Source organism: Nitrincola alkalisediminis, from assembly GCF_009821115.1.
Classification (GTDB): domain Bacteria; phylum Pseudomonadota; class Gammaproteobacteria; order Pseudomonadales; family Balneatricaceae; genus Nitrincola; species Nitrincola alkalisediminis.
Map to the genome: position 1 here is coordinate 25,916 of NZ_VYTY01000011.1, position 22,458 is coordinate 48,373.

Here is a 22,458-nt window from a genome sequence, read left to right on the forward strand (position 1 = left end):
AGATCAACCCAAGTCGGTTTGTTTATTCCGCAAACACCTCTGGGTGGTCCATGAACAGGGTTTTGGCGAGTGCCATTGCATCGGCACGGTTAACGGGAATCACGCCTTGAGGCCCTCGTTTACACCATCCCACACAATAGACATTCGCGTCTATACGTCCATTAGTATGAGCAAATATTCCATTGTCTGCATCAAAAGGCACTCCAGGTATGGGTTGAGCCGTATACCCAATGGCCCCTATCAGCGTGTTGACTTCAAAAGAGGTTGGCTCTGCGTTTGTTGAATCCGTCCGCTCAAAAGTAGCATGGCTCAGCTGTTTGTCCTGTGTCCCGCTCAACGCTTTAAGGCTTAGGTTAAACAAAAATTCAATTGAGACGGGTTTGTTGTCATTCTGAGGGCGGTGGTAGTCACCGAGCTGCTGGAGCATTTTTTGTTGGGATATCGGTAAATCGTTCAGTTGTGACACGAAATCGGTAGGGGCTGAATGCCAAGGACTGGCTTGGCTCAGACTGTCTAATTCGGCAAGTTCGGCTGTAGTGAACTTTGCATCGATGGGCTCGCGTCGACCAATGATGCGAATCTGCTTGACGGGGTGCTTTGCCAAATAGTCCTGAACATGCAAGGGCATGACGGAGTCTTTACGCTCTTCAGGTGTTTTGGCTAAGACTCTGGCAATATCGAGCGAGACATTGCCATTGCCGATGATAATGACGTTATTACCAAGGTTGGGTTGCCAGTCAACAAAGTCTGGATGACCGTTGTACCAAGCGGCAAAAGCGCCAGAACCGCAAACCCCCATTAACTCTTCGTCTGACACACGTAAGGGTTTGTCTTGTGATGCGCCTGTTGCAAAGACCACAAGTGAGTAGTCGGTCTTGAGTTGTTCGTAGTCTATATCCTGCCCAACCTTTACCGAGGTCTTTAGGGCAATATTGGGATGCTGAATTAAGCGCTCAAGCATCTGCTCTTGTTTGCGGGTCACTAAATGATCGGGCGCAACACCGTAACGCAGAAGACCAAAAGGGGTCTCCAGTTGTTCAAGAATATCGATTTGAAGATGCGGTGCCTTTTTGATGAGGGCGTTGGCTAGAAAGCAACCCGAAGGGCCACTTCCAACAATCACGATCTTGCTCATAGAACACTCATGGGTCTGCAATGATTAAAAATGACCAACATCATAACATGAAGATTTAATTCTAAACCTAGATAAAGAAAAGGGACTTACGTATAGGTAAGTAATATAATCTTAATATGGATTTTAAAAGGAACTCTTCATGTTAAATCGCTGGAAGCAAACGACAGACCTCGTTACCAAGAGTGCGAATGCACCGCAAGCCACGTACGTCACATCGGCTCCTCCCTCAGAAGCCAAAATGCTATTTGAAGGGCTGAGTACGACGCATTTAGTAGCGCTATGGAAGGATTTAGAGCCCATTCAGCTCAGTGCGGGTGAGGTGCTGTTCGAATCGGGCAGTGTTGATCATTCATTGTTTATCGTTCTCGATGGGCTTTTTGAATCCGACGAGGGTGAGTTTTTTAGTTACGGACAATGGATTTTGGGACCTAACTTTGATCTTGAAGGAACACATCATACCTGTGTGTATGCCGTCAAATCAGGGCGAATTTTAAGAATTTCACGACAGCATTTGATGGCATTGTCCGTCGATGTCCAGCTGTTCGTTTTACGACAAATTCAACAGCAGCAGTCACACAGATTGCACATGAATACGGTTAAAATTCGTGAGCTTGTTCATAAGCAATATCGACTTGAAGAGGCCTTGTTGTCGGCAAAGTTAGCCGAGCGTAATGAGTTTCTGAAAGGCGATATAGTGAAGCAGGTGATTAAGCGCGTGCCTAAGCTGCCAGTGTCTTCAGCTGAGCTGTTAAATAAGCTGATTGATGAGAAAACGACGCGTTCCGAAGTGGTTGATCTTGCCAAAAATGATCCAACCCTAACGAGTATTCTGCTTAAGACCATTAACTCAGCGCAATTTAACCTTAGCCATAAGGTTTCAGACGTCACACATGCGATTGCTTTGTTGGGTTTTGAAAGCGTCTATCAGATCATCATGGCGGGCAGCATTAAACAATGCTTTCCAGACACACTGAAGTTTAATGAAATTTATATACGCTCTGTTGAGATTTCGCACATCGCCTTTGCGTTGTCTCAAGTGACAGGGCTGGGTAAGCCCGCTGAAATGGCGACGCTTGGCTTGTTGCAAGACATGGGGTTGTTGGTGATTGAGTTGCTCACCTCGATCAATCCAAAATTAAGTAGTGTCTTCGATGGCATGAATACTCATGTGATGGGGGCTGAGTTGTTAAGGGCTTGGCAGTTGCCAGAGAGGGTGTCAGGCACCATTGAATATCAAGACTTCCCGGAGTTTGCACACCCAGAGCGGATCCCTGATGGGATCTTGCAACGTGTAGCACTTTTGTATGTTGCCCGTTTAGCTTGGCAAGTATTGCATCAAGAAGACATTGCAGACCCTCTATATCTAAAAGAGTATTTGTCAGTGGTTGGCTTAAAGGACGTGCGATTGCCCAGCCTCCTAAAAGAGGAATTATTGCCTAAGCTGCGCCTACGTCAGGGCTCGTTACCCGCCAGTTTAGTGAGTCGACTCAATGCACTTTAGCCTTGTAGGTAGGAGCAACAATCCTTGCTCCTACCTTGGGTGCATTAAGGAATTTGCATGCCCCGTTCAACAAAGGCAAGACTTGCCATGCGCTCCATCCAGGCTTGAACATTGGGATAGTCACTCAAAGTGATGTTTTGCCATTCGTAACGGCAGGCCCATGGGTAAATGGCAAAGTCAGCAATGGTTAAATCATTGACCACAAAGGCTTTACCCGATAACTGAGTGTTAAGAACTTTCCATAAGCGAGCAGCCTCAGCGTTGTAGCGATCTATCGCATAGGGAACGGGTTCAGGTGCAAAGCGATTAAAATGATGGGCTTGTCCAAGAAACGGGCCAAAGCCGCCCATTTGCCAGTTCAACCATTGTAAGACTTCATAACGCTCAGCACCTGAGGAGGGTAAAAACTCCCCGGTTTTATCCGCAAGGTATTGGAGGATGGCACCGCTTTCGAAGAGTGTAATCGGCTGTCCATCCGGCCCATCGGGGTCAACAATCGCGGGGATTTTGTTGTTGGGGCTGATTTTCAAAAAATGCTCACTAAACTGCTCATTTTTGAGAATATTGATTGGGTGCACTGAATAATGGAGGCGGCAGGCTTCGAGCATGATGGAGACTTTACAGCCATTTGGGGTTCCCCAAGTATAGAGGTCTATCATTCTTGACTCCGGAAAATGTTATTATGTTGCAAGAAAAGTCTCGGCAGAGTACTAAATGCAAACCAACAGAGTAATCTAAGCGAGATTCCAGCGAAAGCTTTTCGTTTTGATATTCGCTGTTCGGTTTTTTCATTTTTTAACATCCATCGGTTTGACGCTGTGAGTGAAGCACTTGTGAGTCTAGTTGAAATGCCACTGTTGCCCAGTACCCATACCAAGCATCGACAGCTCATTTGGGTGCCATGCCAAACCTCTGAACGTGATGTTAGATTAAGTCGAATTGTGCCGATGTTGAATCTGGATGTGTCTCAGACTGTTTTGGTGTCCAACATGTCTTTATGCGGCCTAAAAGGCATAGATGTGCGGCAATCCGCACGCTACTTAGGTCAGGAAACACAATGCCTCATCTATGACGCTCACGCAGGCTTTAATCCCAATGTATTTGCTCAGTTGGCCGGGACTTTAATCGGCGGCGGTGTGCTGATCCTCTTAACGCCTCCTATCGCTGACTGGCCAGGGTATTTAGATCCTGAGTACCTGAATTTTTGTGCAAGCGGTTATACTCAAGAAGATGTAAAGGGGCTTTTTTTAACGCGCTTGCAGTCGCATTTATTGCAGGCTACGCAGCCTTCTGGCCAGAATTTTGGTCATGACGCCGATTGCTATCGTGTGTTTAAGCCTGCAAGCCCTAACCCAGAAGCGGGTCAAGAGCAGATGCAAATCCAAACCGAACAACACTTAGCGCTCACCGCTTTGTTGTCCCGCCTATCCAAGCCATCGGCCTGCGTGGTTGTATCAGCTGACAGAGGGCGAGGAAAAAGCGCATTGGTTGGGCGTGCATTGGCGTGTATGGCACAGTCTGCACCCTTAGCTGTTTTAGTATCTGCTCCTGAACGACACTCCACATCGACCTTGTTTGACTGGGCGAATTCATTAAAAGACACGAGCGGCTCTGGTCCATCACTGCAAATCAATTATTGCCATCCTGTAGAGCTGAGTGAAACCTGTCCAAAAGCCGATGTTCTTGTCATCGATGAAGCTGCTGCTATCCCGGCTGAGCTATTGGCGATTTTTCTTGCGGCATACAAGCGCATCGTTTTTATTACAACCTTAAAAGGATATGAAGGGCAGGGGCGAGGGTTTGCGTTGAGGTTTTTAAAGACCTTGAGTGAGCGTCGGCCCAATTGGTTAGATTTAAAGCTCACTCATCCCGTGCGTTGGGCGGCTGATGACCCCTTAGAAAACCTCCTTAATCAAACCTTGTTGCTGGATGCGCAAGCATCGGAGATGAGCAAGAGGCCAGGCAGTCTTTCTCCCGTATGCGAATGGCTGGATGCGGATCAGTTGTGCCAATCGGAAACCCTGTTACGTGAAGTGGTGGGTGTACTAATCGATGCGCATTATCGCACGACTCCGGGGGATGTTAGGATCATGCTGGACGGCCCTGGCCTTTCGTTTATGGTCATGAAGAGCGAGGAGCAGGTGATTGGCGTCGCCTTGTTAGTGCTTGAGAAAGGGATTGATGACGACTTGGCAAGCGCGATTTGGCAAGGTACTCGACGCCCTAAAGGTAACTTAATCACTCAAACACTGATAGCGCACGAAGGCTGGCTAGAGGCGAAAGACCATCAGGGTTGGCGGGTGATGCGCATTGCGATACATCCAGCACTGCAGTCCCAAGGATATGGTGCAATACTGCTTAAGCAGGTTATTCAGCAGGCGAACGCACTTGCTCTGGATTATTGCGCGACCAGCTTTGGTTCGACACCTGCTTTACTCAGATTTTGGGGACGGCAAGGGTTTATTCCATTGCGTCTGGGTGATCAGCGTGACTCAGTGACGGCTGAGTGGCCCGTTATGATGTACATGCCTTTGTCTCCTGCGACTGTATCATGTATCGAGGCGTTCAAAGAGAGGTTTCTCGAACAATTGCTGATTAAGGTTGGGCGGTATTACACGGCGTTACCTCCGGTGATGTTCTTTTTGCTCTTACAGTACGCAGGTGTGAAGGTGTCTTTATCTTCAAGGGAATATGAGCGCATTCAGGGATTTATCAAGCAGCAACGCAGTCTCGAATCGAGTGTGCTGGAACTCAGACGATTTGTATTGAACCCAGAGCGTTTAGCTCAGGTCTTAGCCTTGCCTTTGTCCGACATCCGGTTAATCTATGAGCGGATTCTGTGTATACAGCCAGCTCAACTGAATGAGAAAAAAGCAGGGCGAGAAACACGAAGATCACAATTGCAGCAATTACGTGCTATCTTTGCAGATCTTCATAAGAATTAAACAGCCCCGTGTTTAAAGGGCGCATTCGTTAGTCGTTCACTCCGACGCAGTCTATACGGCTAGGCTGTCTTGGGGTCGCAGGGATAGGTGTTGTTATATATGAAAACTACAGCAAAAATTTGTCAATATCGCTCGGCTGCATTCGTATTGTTAGCGGGCGTTATGTCGGGCTGTGCCACGATGTCGGGTCTTCCGTCATCGGGGGGAGCCGAGTATCAACGTGGTTGGCTTAAAGCATCGGACACTCAAGGGTATGAATTTAAGCCTTGTCATGCCACTGAATGGCAGGCGGTAAGTCGAACCCCTTGGGGGCTTAATCGTCTGTTTGATGCGCGCTTAACCAGCGATCTCAGACCTGTATACGTTGAGTGGCTAGCCAGGCCGAGTCAGGATGGCGTAAATGTCAGCGAATTACGCTATATGTCAACGCATCCAACCTCATGCGAAAACAGCCTGCCTGATGTGGATATGCGCGTCAGAGGCACAAGTCCGGATTGGGTGCTGGAGTTGACCGAAACCGATATCGTTGTGCACTTGTATGAGTCTTTGCGCAGTGTGAAATTTCCAATCGCTCAACCCATGCGCTCTGGAAATACGTGGATTTGGGATGCTGAAATTGAGTTAAACAGCGGCCGCACGCACCGTCTTAATCTTGAGATTAAGCCAGAGGCGTGTGTGGATGATGAAAACAATTGGTTTGGTCTGACCGCCTATGCACAGTTTGATCGCCAAAGCTTGATGGGTTGTGCAAAACGTGGAGACTTAGAGCGCCTGTACTTGAACCAGTCGTATCGTTTATCCGACGACATTACAACCCGCGATATTCAGGTGAACTTAAGTGTCGATGGGCAGTTTGAAATGACCGAAGACTATCTGAATGATCAACCCGTAACGAAAAGTGCGGGCAGTTGGAAGATGATGTCGGGCGGGCGTGTTATCGTGTCTGTGGACAGTCCTGAAGAGGGCGGGCGGCAAGATACGCTTTTCTTCAGGCACATGGGGGACGGTGTTTTGCAGTTACAAGGGTTCCACCCAAGTTATGGGCACAATGGTTTAGTCCTGTACCCCGCGGGTGATGCTTTGCCTTGGCGCGCAGGATCACGCTTGCCGGTGCCTTAAGCCTTACCGGATCAACCCTGGTCAAGAATAGTCTTGATCAGGGTTTGCTATTGCAACAACCATCGCGTCAACCTTGCCATGACTCACGCCAATCATTTCGTTGTATGGGCTGTCATGCACCAACAGCGTTTTTGCGACGCCCAGTCCTTTAAAAGGTTTCTTTGCGGCAAGTTGGCTTCTAAAACTCAGGGGTGATCCCTGTTGATCACACACTCGATGTTCTTGGCCCAGATCGTCAACTACGCTGACCATGTAAAGCTCATACTCAAGGGATCTGAGCCTTAATTCACGAATGCGAATTGCGTTTTTGTGTAATGCATCAAGGGTGGTTTTCATCATCGCTCCGTCATTTTGTCTTTCTATTTCATGTCATACGGAGCGACGTCGTTGCTAGACTACTTATGCAATAAAATACGTTTTGCATCATTGATGCGCGCAGCAAGCCATGTGCTTCCACCTCTGTCAGGATGCATTTTTTGCATTAAACGTCGATGTGCAGCAATAATCTCTTCTTTAGATGCTCCTGGAGACAAGCCTAAGACATCAAATGCATCTTGCTCCGACAGGTTTCCAGAATCAATCTGTTGAGCATTGGTGTCTTCTTGCACGTCATCGTCACGCCAAGAGTCGCCAAAGCGTTTATCCAGATAGGTTTCCAATAGTCGTGCCGAATCAAAGTCCTGTGCGCGGAAGTCTGTTAAGAGTTGAAGAAACTCTTGTTCGTTGAGATCGCCAAGCTGACGCCCAGAAAAAGCGCCTTGCAACACGCGACCAAACATCAAGCCTGTATCGTGTTCTAGCGTCATCTCAAGCATCGCAGTGGTTACTTTTGAGCTGTTACCGGTTGCTGTGCTACTTGCCTTTTTAGAGGCTCGCTTGCGGAGCCAGACACCTAGGAAAGGCACCAAGCGAATAAGCCAAGGGAAAAGACGCTGCAAAAAAGGTATAAACAACCCTAGCAAAGCGCCGAGGACATGCACGCGTCCGGTCAAGCTTAAATAGACAATGATCAGTGCTAAAAACACCAATAGAAGTTTGATCAATCCTTTGGCGCGCTGTTGGGGTGGGTGGGCTTTAATCCAAAAAAAGCCAACCAAGAGACTTGCACAGATAAAAAAGAAACTTGCGGGACTCACTAAAGGCTCCTATCGACCCAGTTGTTGGGTGAGGCGTTTAATATGGGCACCTTGCGACTTGGTGAATTGTTCCAGTGCTTTTGGCCCACCACTAGCATAGACCGCAACTGCACTCAAAAGATCCCTAAGCACGGATGGGCTGTTGGCATCGAAGGGTGAGTAAGCACCGCCAGACAATGAGCAGATTTGACGAAAGGCGCGTTCGGCATCCGTGTCGTGGCCTTCATGGAAAATGAAAACAGGGGTCCGTAACATGCCCAGCTCGCCCGCACGTTGGCACAAATGATCAACGGGTTCTTCGCAGGAATCTACGATCAGTATAACGGCTTTAACGGGGGTGATTCGTGTCTCTTTAAGCGCGTTCTTTAACACTTTTTCAATCTGAGTGTGCCCACCTAGGCAGGACACCCCATTCATTCGTTGCAAGAGATCTTGGGTGTTGCGCAGCCACTCACTCGCCACGAACTCGCCAAAACCCCGATAATAATTTAACTGAACACTTAAGCCACCCAGGTGTTGGGTGGCTAAAAAGAGTTCACTTTGCAGTTGGCAAGCTTGATCCCAAGAGGCTTCACGGCTTGCGGTAGCATCCAGTGCAAAGATTAAACGACCACCTTCTGATGTATGGACTTTTGGTAAGCTGTTAACCTGTTGAATGAACGCGTCAATCGCTTGTCGATCAGAAACTGCTTTTAAATCTTTGCGACTCATGCCGACCTCTTTAACGCTTAACGAATGCGCATGCCTGGCTGTGCGCCCTCATGGGGTTCTAGAATCCAAATGTCTTTGCCACCGGGACCCGCGGCCAACACCATACCTTCTGAAACACCAAACTTCATCTTTCTGGGTGCAAGATTGGCAACCATAACGGTGAGCTTACCTTCGAGTTGCTCGGGTTGGTAAGCGGATTTGATGCCTGCAAACACATTGCGTGTTTCCCCACCAAGGTCTAGCGTCAGTCTTAATAGCTTATCAGCACCTTCTACCGCTTCGGCTTTGGCAATTTTGGCCACTCGTAAGTCAACTTTTGCAAAGTCATCAAAGCTGATTTCACTGGCAATTGGCTCTTGCTGTAAAGCCGTTTTACTGGCTGCAGGTGCGGTTTGCTGGGTTTTCAGTAAGTCTTGACGAGAATCCTCAATCACTTTTTCAATCACCTCGGGTTCAACACGTTGCATCAGTGGCTTGAATTTGTTGATACGGTGATTGAGCAAAGGTTGTTCAATCGCACTCCAACCTAAATCCTGAATATTTAAAAACTCAGCCGCTTCTTGAGCTACCTGAGGTAAAACAGGGGCCAAGTAGCTGACAATGACACGGAAAAGGTTGATGCCCAATGTGCAGCAGGCTTGCACCTCCGCTTCACGGCCTTCTTGTTTAGCCAACACCCAAGGCTCTGCGGTGTCAATGTATTGGTTGGCCTTGTCAGCAATGTGCATGATTTCACGCATCGCACGGCCGTATTCACGCTTTTCATAGGCATCGGCAATGCTTTCGCCAGCAGCCACTGCGTCTTGGTACAAAGTAGGCTCAACGAGGGTGGAATCGAGTTGGCCGTCAAATTTCTTCTGAATAAAGCCTGCGCAACGGCTGGCTATGTTCACGACCTTGTTCACGAGATCGGCGTTCACCTTGAGACGGAAATCTTCAAGATTAAGATCAATATCGTCAATGCCTGCCCCAAGTTTGGCTGCAAAATAGTAACGTAAGTATTCAGGGCGCAAATGCTTAAGGTAGGTTTCAGCCATGATAAAGGTGCCACGAGACTTGGACATTTTTTGTCCATTAACCGTCAAAAAGCCATGGCAGAACACGCCGGAAGGGGTTCTGAAGTTGGAGCCATGTAGCATTGCAGGCCAAAACAGTGTGTGGAAGTACGCAATGTCTTTACCGATAAAGTGGTAAAGCTCGGTGGTTGAGTCAGGCGACCAGAATTGATCAAAGTCATTGCCTGTTTTCTCACACCAGTGTTTGAAGCTGGCCATATAGCCAACCGGTGCGTCTAGCCAAACATAAAAATACTTATTTTCTTCGCCGGGGATTTCAAATCCCCAATAGGGTGCATCACGGGAAATATCCCACTGCTGCAAGCCTGCTTCAAACCACTCGTTAAGCTTGTGCTTCATTTGCACTTGCACGTGCTTATCAACCCAGTTTTGTAAGAAGGGTTCAAAATCACCTAGCTTAAAGAAAAAGTGCTCTGACTCTTTTTCGATAGGACGTGCACCTGAAACAGCCGAATAGGCATTTTTCAGCTCGGTGGGTGAGTAGGTCGCGCCACAAGCTTCACATGAGTCTCCGTACTGATCCGCTGCGCCACATTTTGGGCACTCGCCCTTGATGAAGCGATCGGGTAAAAACATGTTTTTTTCAGGATCGTACGCCTGAGTAATGGTACGACGTGCAATGTGGCCCGCATCACGCAAACGCTCATAAATCAGCGATGAAAAATAGCGATTTTCATCAGAGTGCGTGGAGTGATAATTATCAAAATTAACCATGAAGCCAGAAAAATCGCGTTGGTGCTCTTGGCTGACTTTATCAATCAGTGCTTGAGGCGAAATTCCCATTTGATCTGCTTTAAGCATGATGGGCGTGCCATGGGCATCATCCGCACAAACATAAATACACTCGTGCCCACGTTGCTTTTGGAATCGAACCCAAATGTCGGTCTGAATGTATTCAACCATATGGCCAAGGTGTATCGGACCATTTGCGTAGGGTAGGGCACTCGTTACGAGAATTTTACGGGCTTGGTCAGTCATCGTTTACTCTGTGAAATTTTATTTAAAGGAACTATGCTTAGATTCTACGCTGATTTTAAAACCTAATGAACTGTACACTTTCAAATTTTCCGATTTGGTGGTAATTTAATCCTTCTTACCGACTGACCTAAGATATGGACTTTTTATGAACTCAGTGCCTGATGAATTGCTTGTGTTGTTTTGTGACTTGAGCACCACAGAGCGCTATCGGGATTTTCCGGCATACGGAAATCAACGACAAGTGTTTAATACGGATGAAGCCTTCCAGGTTTTGGATGATGATCGCTTCGACTTTAATGTGCTTGTTGTGCGTACTGACTCCCGCCAAGGAGAGGCCATCGACTTTTTATGTCGTGTCCGCTCCGAATTTCCGGGCGTTGTTAGAATCCTGATATCTGACGCGATGAATGCGCAGCTGGCCAGCCGTGCAACAGAGGTGGCTCACCGTTCACTCAAAAGTGACTATACGGATGATCAATTAGTGGCCTCTATTCAGCGAGGTGTTAAAACCGAGCAGTTACTCGGCGATCCTAAGTTGCGTCAATATATTATGTCCTTAGGGCATCTGCCTTCCTTCCCACAGGTCTTGAATGAGCTTAACCAAGCTTTGGCGAAGGACACAACGGGCGCGCGCGAAGTGTCGATGATTCTTGAAAAAGATCCCACGATGGTCGCAAAAATTTTGCAAATGGTGAATTCATCTTTCTTTAATCTGGGCAATGCCAACTTCTATAGTTTAAAAGAAGCTGTCAGTCGCTTAGGTATGCGGACAATTAAAGATTTGGTGTTGACCGAACATCTTTTTCAATCTTTGAGTCAAAATGAACGTTGGCGCGGATTTTCCTTCCAACAACTTCACGAGCGCTCAATGATCGTCAGTCAGTTTGCTGCTGAAATCTGTCGTTTGGGTGGATACGACAACATTGTTCAAGGCCAAGCCAGATTGGCAGGATTGTTGCATGATATTGGCATGTTGGTGTTGGCGCTGGGTGATCAAGAAAAGTATCATCATGCGATGGTTCGTGCCCAAGAGTTGGGGCAGCCTGTGTATGTTGTTGAAAAACTCGTGCTAGGCAGTACGCATGCACAGACGGGTGCATATTTGCTTGAAACCTGGAACCTTTCCCCAGAGATTGTTCATGCGGTTTTGTTCCACCATGTGCCTGTAGCCTCCGGTGATAAGCATTTCACACCTTTAACGGCGGTGCACGTTGCTGATAGCTTGTTGCCACCCTTGTTTAACGCAATGGGGTGCAATCTAGGTGGGCGTTTATCGCGCGATTATTTGCGCGAAATCGACATGCTCCATGCGTTGCCAGAGTGGGAAATGATGGCGCATGACATCGCCTATAAAATGAAATAGCCTTGGGTTTCCGGCTGCAGTGCTGTTAAAATCGTCGGTTTTTATCGCCTTTTAACAGCACGAGGCACTTGATGTCAGTTCCACATGTAGATCCTGCCCTGTACGATGCGCTTTTGCAAAGCAAAGCTGAGCGCACGCAAGCCCAGTTTTCTCGATTTTCACCGCCTGCATTAGACGTCTTTGCATCCTCTAAAACGCATTACCGCATGCGTGCCGAATTTAGGACCTGGCATGAAGAAGATGATCTTTTCTATGCCATGTTTGAGCCAGGTAATAATAAACAACCGATCCGTATTGATCAGTGTCCAATGGTGTCTACCCGCATTGAATCGGTGATGTTTGATTTGCTGGACGCTATTCGTCCTGTGCATGAGCTGCGTCATCGCTTGTTTCAAGTGGACTTTTTGAGCACCTTGTCGGGCGAGCTATTAGTGTCTCTGCTTTACCATCGTAAGATTGGCGATGAATGGCGAGAAGCAGTGGCTCCTCTACGCGACCTATTTGGGATCGACATAGTTGGGCGCTCACGCAAGAATAAAATCATTCTTAATCGCGACTTTGTCACCGAACAGTTGTTGATAGACGGTAAAACCTATTCCTATCAGCAAATTGAAAATAGCTTTACCCAACCTAACGCTGAAGTCTGTCAGAAAATGATCGAGTGGGCTGTAGATGTGACGCGTGCTGAAAAGCAAACGGATTTGATTGAGTTTTACTGTGGAAATGGCAATTTCACCTTACCTTTGGCGCAAAACTTTAGACGTGTCGTGGCGACTGAAATCTCGAAAACATCGGTTGCGGCTGCCCGCAAGAATATTGACGATAACGGTATCTCCAATATCGATGTTTTAAGGATGCCGTCTGAAGACCTTGTGCAAGTGCTTCGGGGTGAAAAACAAACACGTAAAGTTGAGGGGCTTAACCTTGAGGCTTGTGACTTCACGACGGTATTTGTTGACCCTCCTCGGTCTGGGCTTGATGATGCGACGGTGCTCCAAGTGCAGGAGTATGATCGGATTTTATATATTTCCTGTAATCCCGACACGCTTGAGCAAAATTTAGAAACGCTTGTACAAACGCATCGAATTGAGCGTTTCGCCTTGTTTGATCAGTTTCCTTACACTGAGCACCGAGAGTGTGGTGTGTATTTGGTGCGTCGTTGAAGCATTATTATTGCGTAGCCAGTTGAAAAAACTAGATATCGGCCTTAAATCCTAGTAAGTTTGTCGGGTATTTAAACAGCGACTTTTCCATAAGCAGCGGGAGAAAAAAATGTCAGTCGTCAATCAAGCGGGAAAACCGCCAGGCCTGATGGGTGTAAAGCATGTAATAGCAGTGGCTTCCGGTAAAGGTGGCGTGGGTAAATCGACCACCGCCGTTAACTTGGCGCTAGCCCTTGCTGCTGAGGGGTATAAAACGGGTATCTTGGATGCCGATATTTATGGACCGAGTCAAGGTATGATGCTGGGCGTTGCAGAAGGTGTTCGTCCAAAATCGGATGAAGAAAAGTACTTTTTGCCCGTGACGGCCTTGGGGATTCAGGCCATGTCGATGAGCTTTTTGATTACAGAGTCGACCCCGATGGTATGGCGAGGCCCAATGGCGGCAGGAGCCCTACAGCAACTGATTATGCAGACAAAATGGGACAATTTGGATTATCTAGTGATTGATATGCCACCGGGAACGGGAGACATTCAACTGACACTCTCGCAAAAAGTACCGGTTACGGGAGCCGTGATCGTCACCACCCCTCAAGACATTGCCTTGTTGGATTGTAAAAAAGGCATTGAGATGTTCCGTAAGGTCGATATTCCCGTGCTTGGCGTTGTGGAAAATATGAGCCTGCATATTTGCAGTCAATGCGGTCATGAAGAGGCTGTTTTTGGTGAAGGCGGCGGCGAGCGCATTGCGCAGGAATATCAAACAGATTTGCTGGGGCAATTGCCGTTGTTAGCGTCTATCCGCGAACAAACGGACAAGGGGCAGCCCAGTGTGATCAGTGAGCCAGAAGGGCGCGCGGCCCAAATTTATCGCGCTATTGCGCGTAAAGTGGTTGCTTCGGTTGACGCGCAAGAAGCGCAAGCGGTCAAGCCGCCGACGATTTCGGTTTTGAATGATTAAGATTGTTCACGAATCCTTCGTTCTTTAGAGCGATCACAAGCAGCCGTCTCGTGTAAAAAGAGGCGGCTTTTTTGTGTCAAAAGCGTTAGAATGGTCGGCTTGAATATAAGCAAACCTAATGTGTGAGAGTGTATGGGAATCAAGTCAGATCGCTGGATTCGTAAAATGGCCATGGAACATGGCATGATTGATCCATTTGAACCAAATCAAGTGCGCCGCGCAAATGACCAGCCGATTGTATCTTACGGAACATCGAGCTATGGTTATGATGTACGCTGCGCGGATGAGTTCAAAATTTTTACGAATATCAACTCATCGATCGTGGATCCAAAAAACTTTGATGATCGCAGTTTTGTCGATGTGAAATCAGATGTTTGTATCATACCTCCCAACTCATTTGCACTGGCACGTACTGTAGAATATTTTCGTATACCGCGTGATGTCCTCACCATTTGCTTAGGTAAAAGCACCTATGCTCGTTGTGGCATCATCGTGAATGTAACCCCACTTGAGCCTGAGTGGGAAGGTCATGTGACCTTAGAGTTCTCGAACACCACGCCTTTGCCTGCTCGTATTTACGCGCATGAGGGTGTTGCTCAGATGTTATTTTTAGGTGCGGATGAAGTTTGCGAAACGTCTTACAGGGATCGTAATGGAAAATATCAGGGACAGACGGGCGTTGTTGTGCCTAGAACTTGAAAAAGCATCGACATTTATGATTGTTAATTATGAACAAATTGTTGCTTTTTGGCAGCAACTTGAGCAAACATTAGATCAGCTACTCGACAGTCAAAATGATACCTATTTTGATGCCGATCTTTTGCTTGACCATTACCGTGATATTTTGCATAAAATTGATCGTAATCTGACCTTCCACTTTGAGCGTGAAGAAGGTGAAGGACCTGTTGAAATGGTCTTTGGATGTGATGGTTACCCTGAGTCTATCCACTCAGTCTTGAGTTTGATCAGTGCTGCGCCTGCACTCAGGGGAATAGAGTTTAGGGCATTTAATGATCGTTGTGATCCAGTGCCCTCCTGTGTGAATCTAGGCGATGAAGAATGCCGTATAGAAGACTACTGGTGCTCACTCCGTCTTATTGAGGGGCGTCTCCAGCTAGCTGTGTACATGGATGCACTGCCTGAAGTTCTTGAAATGGATGCACGTGTTGAAGCCGTTATGATTTTTCTTGATGCGATCATCGGCGAGTTCGAAATAATGACTCGTATCTGGTCGTTGGATTGGTTTGAAATACCCGCCGATCCGCTTGATTTTGGTCTGATTCCATTAGAAGAGTTGCGCAATGCTTTTGACAAAATCAAAGATAGCGTTAAACCTTTAGGAATAACGCTTCATTAGTTCACAGAATTCAGCATAAATGGAGAACACGGATGAGCAAATCATTAGCCGATCTGCTAGACAGAGTTCGACTAAAATATGTCGAAGCTGTTGAAGTACAAGGGCACCATCAACCTTACCTGACAGCGCATCATATTGCGCATCAAATGTTGATGGCCGATCCGCAACGTATGGCTGAAATGATCAGCCAAGATCCTAAAATCCTCGCAGCTCGACCGTCGGGTTTAATTGAAGATCCAACTGAAATGGATAACCCCTCTGTAGGGGCTATCGTCTACAGCAATGTGGTTGCAGCAACGCTTGAGGGGTTGCTGGCCGTCGCTGTTAACCGTGGTTGGTTAGACGTGGATGACCAAGGGCAGTTCATGGTCGATGCCGCAGAACTGGACAGTGTCAAACCGGTAAGCTATACCGACTTCAGTTCCGCTAAGCCGAATCTTGCCCATCAGCAAAGTGAGCTAGGTCGAATTTTCATGGCGGCAGAACAAGATTATACCGAAAAGCTGAACAGCGAGCCGCACAACGCCTATCAGTTGGCCGTGCAGATTGCATCGGATTATTCGGTGTTTTCACCTGAGGATTTGGCACCTTTGATTCTTGAAAACCCTCTGCTACTGGGTTTGAGAATTGATGATCGCATTGATGAGGAAATGTTTGGCGATAACCCGCCAGCAGGCTTGATTGTGAGTTTGCACTTGACCGATTTGCTCTTACAGTCGCTATTGGAGATAGCGGGTAGCATGGGAGCATTGGAGTTGGACAGTGCAGGTGAAATGATTATTCCTTTCGATGAAGAAGACAGGCCTATTGTTCATTAACGCGTAATAGCCCATTGAAAAAGGCTCCCTGAATTCTCTTCAGGGAGCCTTTTTTATATCAGTTGTTTTTAAATCAATCGCGTTCAAGCAGCCAGTTGTCGAGCGCTGTCACATCTTCTGGGCTTAAGGTTCCTAGCGTTTGTTTAAAGCGAAACAGGGTGTTCACGTGGTCAATGCGTGCATTTGAGTAAGCCAAGCGTGCTTCAAATAGCGCTTGCTCTGCTTGCAATACATCTACGACGTTTCGTGTTCCAACATTAAAGCCTTCTTCGGTTGCCCGCAGCGCGGTTTCTCGCGATAGAATGCTTTGTTCACGTGCCTTAACACTTTGAACGCTGGTTTGCAGTGTTCTTAGAAGGGTACGTGTACTTTCGGTGACGGCACGTTGTGTGTCATCCAAGGCATGTCCAGTGGCAATGAACTGGTGTTCTGCTTGACGCTGTGCGGAGTTGATGGCATCGCCACGATACAGGGGTAAGTTAAGATTTAATGCTAAGGTGTTGTCATCGGACCAGCCGTTGCTGTTGCCACCGTGAGTGCGGGCATTAGAGTGCGTTAGGCTCACACTGACGGTTGGCAGGTGTTCGCTGCGTTTGCTTTGAACATTGCGGCGTGAAGAGTCCACTTGAAGTTCAACAATTTGCAACTCCAAGTTGCCCTCTAGGGCTTTTTCAAGCCAAGCGCTGGGGTCTGCGGGTTCAACAGCGACAATCGGATACTCAGCACGTAGGCTACCGACCTGATTAAAGGCTTGGCCTGTTAAACGTTCCAGTGCTTCAAAGGAGTTTTGCAAAGCACCTTCGGCATCAATGCGTTGCACGACGGCATTGTCAAAGCTGGCCAGTGCTTCTTGCACATCCGTGATGGCAATTAGACCCACTTCGAACTGTGCGTTGACCTGATCAAGGCGGCGTTGTAGGGCGCGCTCTTGCGCTTGCGCATTCTCAAGTACGCTTTTCGCTCTGAGTACTTCCAGATAGTTTTGAACAGTGCGCAAGATGATATCTTGCTGAGCTTTATTGAACTCAAGTGCAGACACTTGCGCGCTGAGCTCGCTGGATCTGAAATTATAATATGCCGCTCTTGCGTAGATGGGCTGACTTAAGCTGACGCTATAACCGGTACGACCATTCGAGTTAGAGCTTTCGGAGGTGTTTGCCGAAAAATCCACACGAGGAAGAAGAGCTGCTTTGCCTTGAATCGGCGCTTCTTGACCGGCCATAAACTCGGCTTCGGCGCGTTTAAGTTGTGGGTCGTTCTCCAAGGCCAGACGGTAAAGATCCTGCAGAGGTCCAGAGAAGGCCGGAGCACTCATCAGCAAGGAGCTGACGAGTATAGGTAACCATACGATGTTTGACTTTTTCACAAGCCGATCCTTAATTTTCATAGTCAGGTTTCACTTCAACGAAGTTACGTTTACCAAAGATACTGTAAATAGTGGGAATGACAAATAAGGTTAATAGTGTACCCAGTAGCATTCCACCCACAATAACCCAGCCTATTTGTTGACGAGACTCAGCACCTGCACCCACGGCCATGGCCAGAGGTAAGGTCCCTAAAACGGTTGCGCCCGTTGTCATTAAAATAGGACGCAGACGTAAGGATGCAGCCTCAATAATAGACTCTCGTAGCGCCATTCCTTTGTCCTGTAACTGATTCGCAAACTCAATAATAAGAATACCATGTTTGGTGACCAGTCCGACAAGAGTTATTAAGCCAATTTGGCTATAAATGTTAATCGACCCGCCTGAATAAAACAGTGCAATTAGAGCACCTGTTAACGCAGGGGGAACGGCCAACATGATAATCAGAGGGTTTTTGAAACTCTCAAACTGAGCGGCCAAGACTAAGAAGATAAAGATCAGCGACAATACAAAGGTGGTTTGCATGGCATTGCTGGATTCTTTAAATTCACGAGATTGACCGCCGTAGTCAAACATGGCCGTAGGATCAATTTCAGCCAGTGCCGCTTCCATGAATATGAGTGCATCACCTAGACTGTAACCTGGAACCAGCATTGACTGAATTTTGACTGCTTTGAGTTTGTCAAAATGGTTCAGTTCGCGGGGAGCCACGGTTTCTTCAATGGTGATGAGGTTGCTCATCTGAATCATTTCACCATTGGCCGCACGGACGTACAAATTGGAGATGTCATCGCGTGTGCGGCGCATTTCATCTTCAACCTGAAGAATAACGTCATATTGCTCACCAGCGCGTTTAAAGCGAGTCAGGCTGCGTCCTGCCATAAAGGTTTCTAGGCTGCGGCCGACGTCGCGAACATTGAGTCCCGCTTCAGCAACTTTATCACGCTGCAAGGTCACCTTCAGTTCAGGTTTGTTGAGCTTTAGGTCGGTGTCGACTTGAACAAAGTTTGGGTTCTCGGCTACTTTGGCTAGCAGCGCATCAGTGATGACTTTTAGGTCTTGATAATCCCCAGTCGTTTTGACAATAAACTCAACAGGACGTGAAATGAAGCTTTGGCCTAAAGAGGGTAGGTTGATTGCAAACGACATGTTGCCCGGTACACCACCGAAAATGCGTCCGGTGAGTTCTTGCGCCACGTCTTGTTGTGAGCGAGTGCGGTTTTCCCAGTCCTCTAAGCGAACGAAGTTAAGCGAATTGGTCTCGCTCGGAAAGCCAGTGATGCTGAAGTGATGTGTCCGCTCGGGGATGCCTGAAATGATCGCTTCCACCTGTTTAGCATAGCGGTTGACATACTCAACCGATGAGCCATCGGGGTTGACTGAGAAGGTCATGATGGTGCCGCGGTCTTCAATTGGGGCCAGTTCTTGTGGCAATTTACCGTAGAAAAAGACGCTGCCAGCAACGCTCACGACCATGATTGTCAAGGTGAGTGTTTTGGAACTCAGCGTTTTTTCTAAGAGCCAATGATAGCCTTTGCTTGTGTTGTTTAACGCATTTTCGATGACGTTAAATAAGGCACTGTGTTTTTTCTCGTGTTTGAGTAAACGAGAGCAGAGCATCGGTGATAGCGTCAGTGCGATAAAGGTGGAAACGACAACCGCACCCGCAAGGGTCAGAGCAAACTCAGTGAACAAGCGACCGGTTTGTCCACTCGAAAAGCTCACAGGCACGAACACCGCAACAAGGGTGGCTGTGGTGGCTATGATTGCAAAGCCTATTTCTCGGCTGCCCTTGAATGCGGCCTGGATTGGATGAAGACCTTCTTCCACATGCCGGAAGATGTTTTCCAGCATAACAATGGCATCATCCACCACCAAGCCGATGGCCAGTACCAGTGCGAGCAAGGTTAGTGTGTTAATGGAAAAATCCATCGCATACATCATTGCAAACGCACCGATTAGGGACAAGGGTATGGTGACCACTGGAATCAGCGTCGCTCTCGGGTTACGTAAGAAGAAAAAGATAACGAGCACGACCAGAGCGCCAGCCATCATCAGTGTTTGGAATACGGATTCGATCGACTTCTCAATAAATACAGAGGAGTCGTAGGCGATTTGAATGTGCATACCTTCGGGAAGGTTCGCGCTAATGCTATCCAGCATAGTGCGCACACCCTCTGAGACATCTAAGGGGTTAGCGGTTGATTGACGAACAACGCCGAGCGCAATCGCATTTTCGCCATTAAAGCGAGCGTAGTTACGTTCGACTTCAGGGCCTATTTCAATGCGTGCGACATCTTCTAAACGCACAGCGTAACCATTGTCATTACGAATAATAACTTGTTCGAACTCTTCCGTCTCATTTAGATCTGTTTGAGCAAGGATGGTGAATTCACGGTCACGGCTTTCGATCCGGCCCGCCGGTATTTCAACGTTCTGACTTCTTAAGGCTTCTTCGATATCTTGTGGAATGACACCATATGCAGCCATTCTGGTGGGGTCAAGCCAAACCCGCATTGAGTATCTACGTTCGCCACCTAAGCGAACACTGGCAACACCGGCGACAGTTTGTAGGGGATCCCGCACGCGGCGTTCGGCATACTCACTGACTTCCATCGGATCATGGACATCGGAAGACAAGGCAATCCAGATGATGGGTTGTGCATCTGCTTCAGATTTTGCAACTATCGGTTCGTCAATGTCGTCGGGTAGCATGCCTCGGACACGGCTGACGCGGTCACGAACATCATTTGCGGCGGAGTCTGGATCTCGGTCAATTCTGAAATTGATACTGATTTGACTGCGCTCGGAACGACTGATCGATGTCATGTAATCGATCCCTTCTATTCCAGACAAAGAGTCTTCAATAATTTTAGTAACCTGAGATTCAATGATAGATGCACTGGCACCCGGATAGGATGTATCAACACTCACAACGGGAATGTCAATTTTTGGGTATTCGCGTATGGTCAAACGATCATAGGAAATGAGTCCTACCAGTAAGACCAGTAAACTGATCACGCTCGCCAGTACGGGGCGTTTGATACTGATATCAGAGAGTATCATACATCGGATCCTGATGAAGTTTCAGAAGGTGGGAATAAGGGCGTAATGGGCATGCCCGGCTGCAGTTTGATTTGGCCTGCCGTGACCACGACATCGCCAGGTGTCAAGCCTTCGGTTATTTGAACCTCTCCAAAGCGGCGCGCACCCATTGTGACAGGCGCCATACTCAAGATGTTATTTTCATCCATCTTCATGACAAAGAATGCATTGTCCAGTGGCATAATGGCTTGTTCAGGAATCATAATGGCGTGGTCATCCCGGCCAATAACGATCTCGACCTTAGAGAAAAGCCCGGGTCTTAAGCGCCCATCAGGATTTGGGATGCTGGCACGCACATTAATGTTGTGGCTGCGTGTGTTCGATGAGGGTGAGATGGCAAAAATTTCACCACTGAATTTCACACCGGGAAAGGCATCCACCTCAATCATAATTGTTTGACCGATACTGAGTTGACCAAGATTGCGCTCAGGCATGGCAAAATCGATCTTCATTTCAGAAAAGTCGGTGAGTTCGACAAGGTCTTGTCCAGACGTAATAAAATCACCTGGGCTGATGTGGCGCAGGCCGATCATTCCAGCAAACGGTGCCCGAATACGTGTTTTATCGAGGTTGGTTTTGGCGAACTCAACCTGAGCTTCGTTGACTCTTAACTGGGCCAGTTTGGTGTCTCTGTCATTTTGCGAGCCCACGCGACGCTCCAATAAATCGGCTGCGCGTTGGTATTCTTGACGACTCAGATTCGCTTGCGCTTGCGCCTGTGCCAATTCCGCATTGTAAGACGCACTGTCTAAGCGAAAGAGTTCCTGACCTTGAGTGACCATCTCGCCTTCATTAAATAGGATCGATTCAACGCGACCGCTAATCTCCGAGCGAATGATGACTGACTCATTGGCGCGCAGTGTTCCTACGCCGCGAAGGACATGGTCCAGGCTTGCGATTTCAACGCGATGAACCTCGGCTGGCAGTCCGCCTCTGGGAGGGGCATCGTCAGCAAACACAACTGGCGTTAAAAAAAGCGTTAAGCTTAACAGCGGTAGCAATAAAAAAGGTTTGGGTGGTGCGTACGATTTCATACTGAATATCCTTTCTGAACAGAAATAGGTTTAAGCAGGTAATCCCAGGTTAACGATATCGTGTCACGTAAGGGTTGTTTTGAGCCTTCCACTTTCATGCGCAGCAAGGCGCCTTGCCATAAATGCCAGATCATGGTTGCGAGGGTGGCAGCGGGGAGATCATCTCGAACACTGCCTTCGGCTTGGCAAATGCGGATATCTTCTTCAATAAAGCCTAATACTTTATTGGTGGCTTTTTTAATCGCTAAACGGAACTCCGGAGACTCGCCACCAATTTCACCCGATAAATTTGTGATGAGGCAGCCGAGGTTCTCTTTAGTTTCATCGAAGTCTTCAATCGTTTTTTCGAGCATTTTTCGCATGCGAGTGGCATGGTTGCCCTCTAGTTGCGACCACTCGAGTTGCCAACGATCATGCTCAATCGCTTCGTAGTATTCGATGACTTCAACGGCGTAGGCTTCTTTGCTCTCGAAAAAGTTATAAAACGAGCCTTTCGATACGCCGCACGCTTTTAAGATAAGACTGAGGCCGGTACCGTGGTAGCCATTTTTGTAGAAAAGTTCAATGCCGCATTGTAAAAGATGTTCGCGGCAATGCGTTGGAGGTCTGCCTTTATTCATTAAGTTTTAAACCGATTGTCCTAAAAGTGCCTAGTTTATATTTACTGACCGGTCAGTACAATATTACTTCGACAC

Annotated in this window: 19 protein-coding genes; 9 read left to right on the forward strand and 10 right to left on the reverse strand. The window is 47.6% G+C overall.

From position 1 onward, the window contains the following. Positions 1–22 precede the first annotated feature (22 nt). Positions 23–1,135, reverse strand: a complete 1,113-nt coding sequence (locus F5971_RS15135; RefSeq protein WP_193495766.1) for a ferredoxin--NADP reductase domain-containing protein — start codon at positions 1,133–1,135, stop codon at positions 23–25. 139 nt (positions 1,136–1,274) lie between these two features. Here F5971_RS15135 and F5971_RS15140 point away from each other — a divergent pair, with 139 nt between their 5' ends. After that, positions 1,275–2,636, forward strand: a complete 1,362-nt coding sequence (locus F5971_RS15140; protein WP_193495769.1) for an HDOD domain-containing protein — start codon at positions 1,275–1,277, stop codon at positions 2,634–2,636. 44 nt (positions 2,637–2,680) lie between these two features. On the opposite strand, the gene F5971_RS15145 is transcribed toward F5971_RS15140, so the two are convergent. Next, the gene (locus F5971_RS15145) at positions 2,681–3,295 is read right to left on the reverse strand and encodes a glutathione S-transferase family protein (protein ID WP_036512241.1); all 615 of its coding nucleotides are present in this window, start codon (positions 3,293–3,295) and stop codon (positions 2,681–2,683) included. Between the two features lie 159 nt (positions 3,296–3,454). On the opposite strand from F5971_RS15145, the gene F5971_RS15150 reads away from it, so the two are divergent. Then, positions 3,455–5,581 (forward strand): tRNA(Met) cytidine acetyltransferase TmcA, encoded by a 2,127-nt coding sequence (locus F5971_RS15150; RefSeq protein WP_193495771.1) that lies wholly within the window; start codon positions 3,455–3,457, stop codon positions 5,579–5,581. Between the two features lie 99 nt (positions 5,582–5,680). Further along, the gene (locus F5971_RS15155) at positions 5,681–6,700 is read left to right on the forward strand and encodes a hypothetical protein (RefSeq protein WP_193495773.1); all 1,020 of its coding nucleotides are present in this window, start codon (positions 5,681–5,683) and stop codon (positions 6,698–6,700) included. 21 nt (positions 6,701–6,721) lie between these two features. Here the strand turns inward: F5971_RS15155 and F5971_RS15160 are convergent, their stop codons facing one another. The 4 genes from F5971_RS15160 to metG are packed head-to-tail and all read right to left on the reverse strand — an operon-like array spanning position 6,722 to position 10,601. Continuing rightward, positions 6,722–7,036 carry a DUF6482 family protein gene (locus F5971_RS15160; protein WP_193495776.1) on the reverse strand — a complete coding sequence of 105 codons (315 nt, stop codon included), beginning with the start codon at positions 7,034–7,036 and terminating at the stop codon, positions 6,722–6,724. Positions 7,037–7,095: 59 nt separating this feature from the next. Beyond that, a complete protein-coding gene (locus F5971_RS18840) occupies positions 7,096–7,836 on the reverse strand; it encodes a DnaJ domain-containing protein (protein WP_281348324.1) in 741 nt (246 codons plus the stop codon). Positions 7,837–7,845: 9 nt separating this feature from the next. After that, a complete protein-coding gene (locus F5971_RS15170; RefSeq protein ID WP_193495778.1) occupies positions 7,846–8,547 on the reverse strand; it encodes a VWA domain-containing protein in 702 nt (233 codons plus the stop codon). 17 nt (positions 8,548–8,564) lie between these two features. After that, the gene (metG, locus tag F5971_RS15175) at positions 8,565–10,601 is read right to left on the reverse strand and encodes a methionine--tRNA ligase (RefSeq protein ID WP_036512252.1); all 2,037 of its coding nucleotides are present in this window, start codon (positions 10,599–10,601) and stop codon (positions 8,565–8,567) included. Positions 10,602–10,746: 145 nt separating this feature from the next. Between metG and F5971_RS15180 the strand changes: the two genes are divergently transcribed. From F5971_RS15180 to F5971_RS15205, 6 genes are all read left to right on the forward strand, one after another. Further along, positions 10,747–11,964 (forward strand): response regulator, encoded by a 1,218-nt coding sequence (locus F5971_RS15180; protein WP_036512255.1) that lies wholly within the window; start codon positions 10,747–10,749, stop codon positions 11,962–11,964. A gap of 71 nt (positions 11,965–12,035) precedes the next feature. Continuing rightward, complete coding sequence (gene trmA, locus F5971_RS15185; protein ID WP_036512257.1) at positions 12,036–13,127, forward strand: tRNA (uridine(54)-C5)-methyltransferase TrmA; 1,092 nt, start codon at positions 12,036–12,038, stop codon at positions 13,125–13,127. Positions 13,128–13,236: 109 nt separating this feature from the next. Then, positions 13,237–14,085, forward strand: a complete 849-nt coding sequence (gene apbC / locus F5971_RS15190; protein WP_081763859.1) for an iron-sulfur cluster carrier protein ApbC — start codon at positions 13,237–13,239, stop codon at positions 14,083–14,085. A gap of 132 nt (positions 14,086–14,217) precedes the next feature. Beyond that, entirely contained in the window at positions 14,218–14,784 is a 567-nt protein-coding gene (gene dcd / locus F5971_RS15195) for a dCTP deaminase (RefSeq protein ID WP_036512261.1), read from the forward strand. Continuing rightward, a complete protein-coding gene (locus tag F5971_RS15200; RefSeq protein ID WP_343042650.1) occupies positions 14,738–15,442 on the forward strand; it encodes a hypothetical protein in 705 nt (234 codons plus the stop codon). Before dcd ends, F5971_RS15200 begins: the two co-directional genes overlap by 47 nt. A 32-nt stretch (positions 15,443–15,474) precedes the next feature. Beyond that, entirely contained in the window at positions 15,475–16,260 is a 786-nt protein-coding gene (locus tag F5971_RS15205; protein WP_193495781.1) for a hypothetical protein, read from the forward strand. 73 nt (positions 16,261–16,333) lie between these two features. Here the strand turns inward: F5971_RS15205 and F5971_RS15210 are convergent, their stop codons facing one another. From F5971_RS15210 to F5971_RS15225, 4 genes are read right to left on the reverse strand one after another with little or no spacing between them, the layout of a single operon-like run. Further along, positions 16,334–17,626, reverse strand: coding sequence for a TolC family outer membrane protein (locus F5971_RS15210; protein WP_246187823.1), 1,293 nt, complete (start codon positions 17,624–17,626; stop codon positions 16,334–16,336). Between the two features lie 10 nt (positions 17,627–17,636). Then, positions 17,637–20,690: an efflux RND transporter permease subunit gene (locus F5971_RS15215; protein ID WP_193495786.1), complete on the reverse strand. Its 3,054-nt coding sequence runs from the start codon at positions 20,688–20,690 to the stop codon at positions 17,637–17,639. Continuing rightward, entirely contained in the window at positions 20,687–21,763 is a 1,077-nt protein-coding gene (locus F5971_RS15220) for an efflux RND transporter periplasmic adaptor subunit (RefSeq protein ID WP_193495788.1), read from the reverse strand. The genes F5971_RS15215 and F5971_RS15220 overlap by 4 nt, the downstream gene beginning before the upstream one ends. Next, positions 21,760–22,383 carry a TetR/AcrR family transcriptional regulator gene (locus F5971_RS15225; RefSeq protein WP_036512267.1) on the reverse strand — a complete coding sequence of 208 codons (624 nt, stop codon included), beginning with the start codon at positions 22,381–22,383 and terminating at the stop codon, positions 21,760–21,762. The genes F5971_RS15220 and F5971_RS15225 overlap by 4 nt, the downstream gene beginning before the upstream one ends. Positions 22,384–22,458: the final 75 nt, after the last annotated feature.

Bases quoted from the DNA above. Each gene is read 5' to 3' on its own strand.
- F5971_RS15135 (WP_193495766.1), bottom strand. From the start codon at position 1,135: ATGAGCAAGATCGTGATTGTTGGAAGTGGCCCTTCGGGTTGCTTTCTA.
- F5971_RS15140 (WP_193495769.1), top strand. From the start codon at position 1,275: ATGTTAAATCGCTGGAAGCAAACGACAGACCTCGTTACCAAGAGTGCG.
- F5971_RS15145 (WP_036512241.1), bottom strand. From the start codon at position 3,295: ATGATAGACCTCTATACTTGGGGAACCCCAAATGGCTGTAAAGTCTCC.
- F5971_RS15155 (WP_193495773.1), top strand. From the start codon at position 5,681: ATGAAAACTACAGCAAAAATTTGTCAATATCGCTCGGCTGCATTCGTA.
- F5971_RS15160 (WP_193495776.1), bottom strand. From the start codon at position 7,036: ATGAAAACCACCCTTGATGCATTACACAAAAACGCAATTCGCATTCGT.
- F5971_RS15170 (WP_193495778.1), bottom strand. From the start codon at position 8,547: ATGAGTCGCAAAGATTTAAAAGCAGTTTCTGATCGACAAGCGATTGAC.
- metG (WP_036512252.1), bottom strand. From the start codon at position 10,601: ATGACTGACCAAGCCCGTAAAATTCTCGTAACGAGTGCCCTACCCTAC.
- F5971_RS15180 (WP_036512255.1), top strand. From the start codon at position 10,747: ATGAACTCAGTGCCTGATGAATTGCTTGTGTTGTTTTGTGACTTGAGC.
- trmA (WP_036512257.1), top strand. From the start codon at position 12,036: ATGTCAGTTCCACATGTAGATCCTGCCCTGTACGATGCGCTTTTGCAA.
- apbC (WP_081763859.1), top strand. From the start codon at position 13,237: ATGTCAGTCGTCAATCAAGCGGGAAAACCGCCAGGCCTGATGGGTGTA.
- dcd (WP_036512261.1), top strand. From the start codon at position 14,218: ATGGGAATCAAGTCAGATCGCTGGATTCGTAAAATGGCCATGGAACAT.
- F5971_RS15200 (WP_343042650.1), top strand. From the start codon at position 14,738: ATGGAAAATATCAGGGACAGACGGGCGTTGTTGTGCCTAGAACTTGAA.
- F5971_RS15205 (WP_193495781.1), top strand. From the start codon at position 15,475: ATGAGCAAATCATTAGCCGATCTGCTAGACAGAGTTCGACTAAAATAT.
- F5971_RS15215 (WP_193495786.1), bottom strand. From the start codon at position 20,690: ATGATACTCTCTGATATCAGTATCAAACGCCCCGTACTGGCGAGCGTG.
- F5971_RS15220 (WP_193495788.1), bottom strand. From the start codon at position 21,763: ATGAAATCGTACGCACCACCCAAACCTTTTTTATTGCTACCGCTGTTA.
- F5971_RS15225 (WP_036512267.1), bottom strand. From the start codon at position 22,383: ATGAATAAAGGCAGACCTCCAACGCATTGCCGCGAACATCTTTTACAA.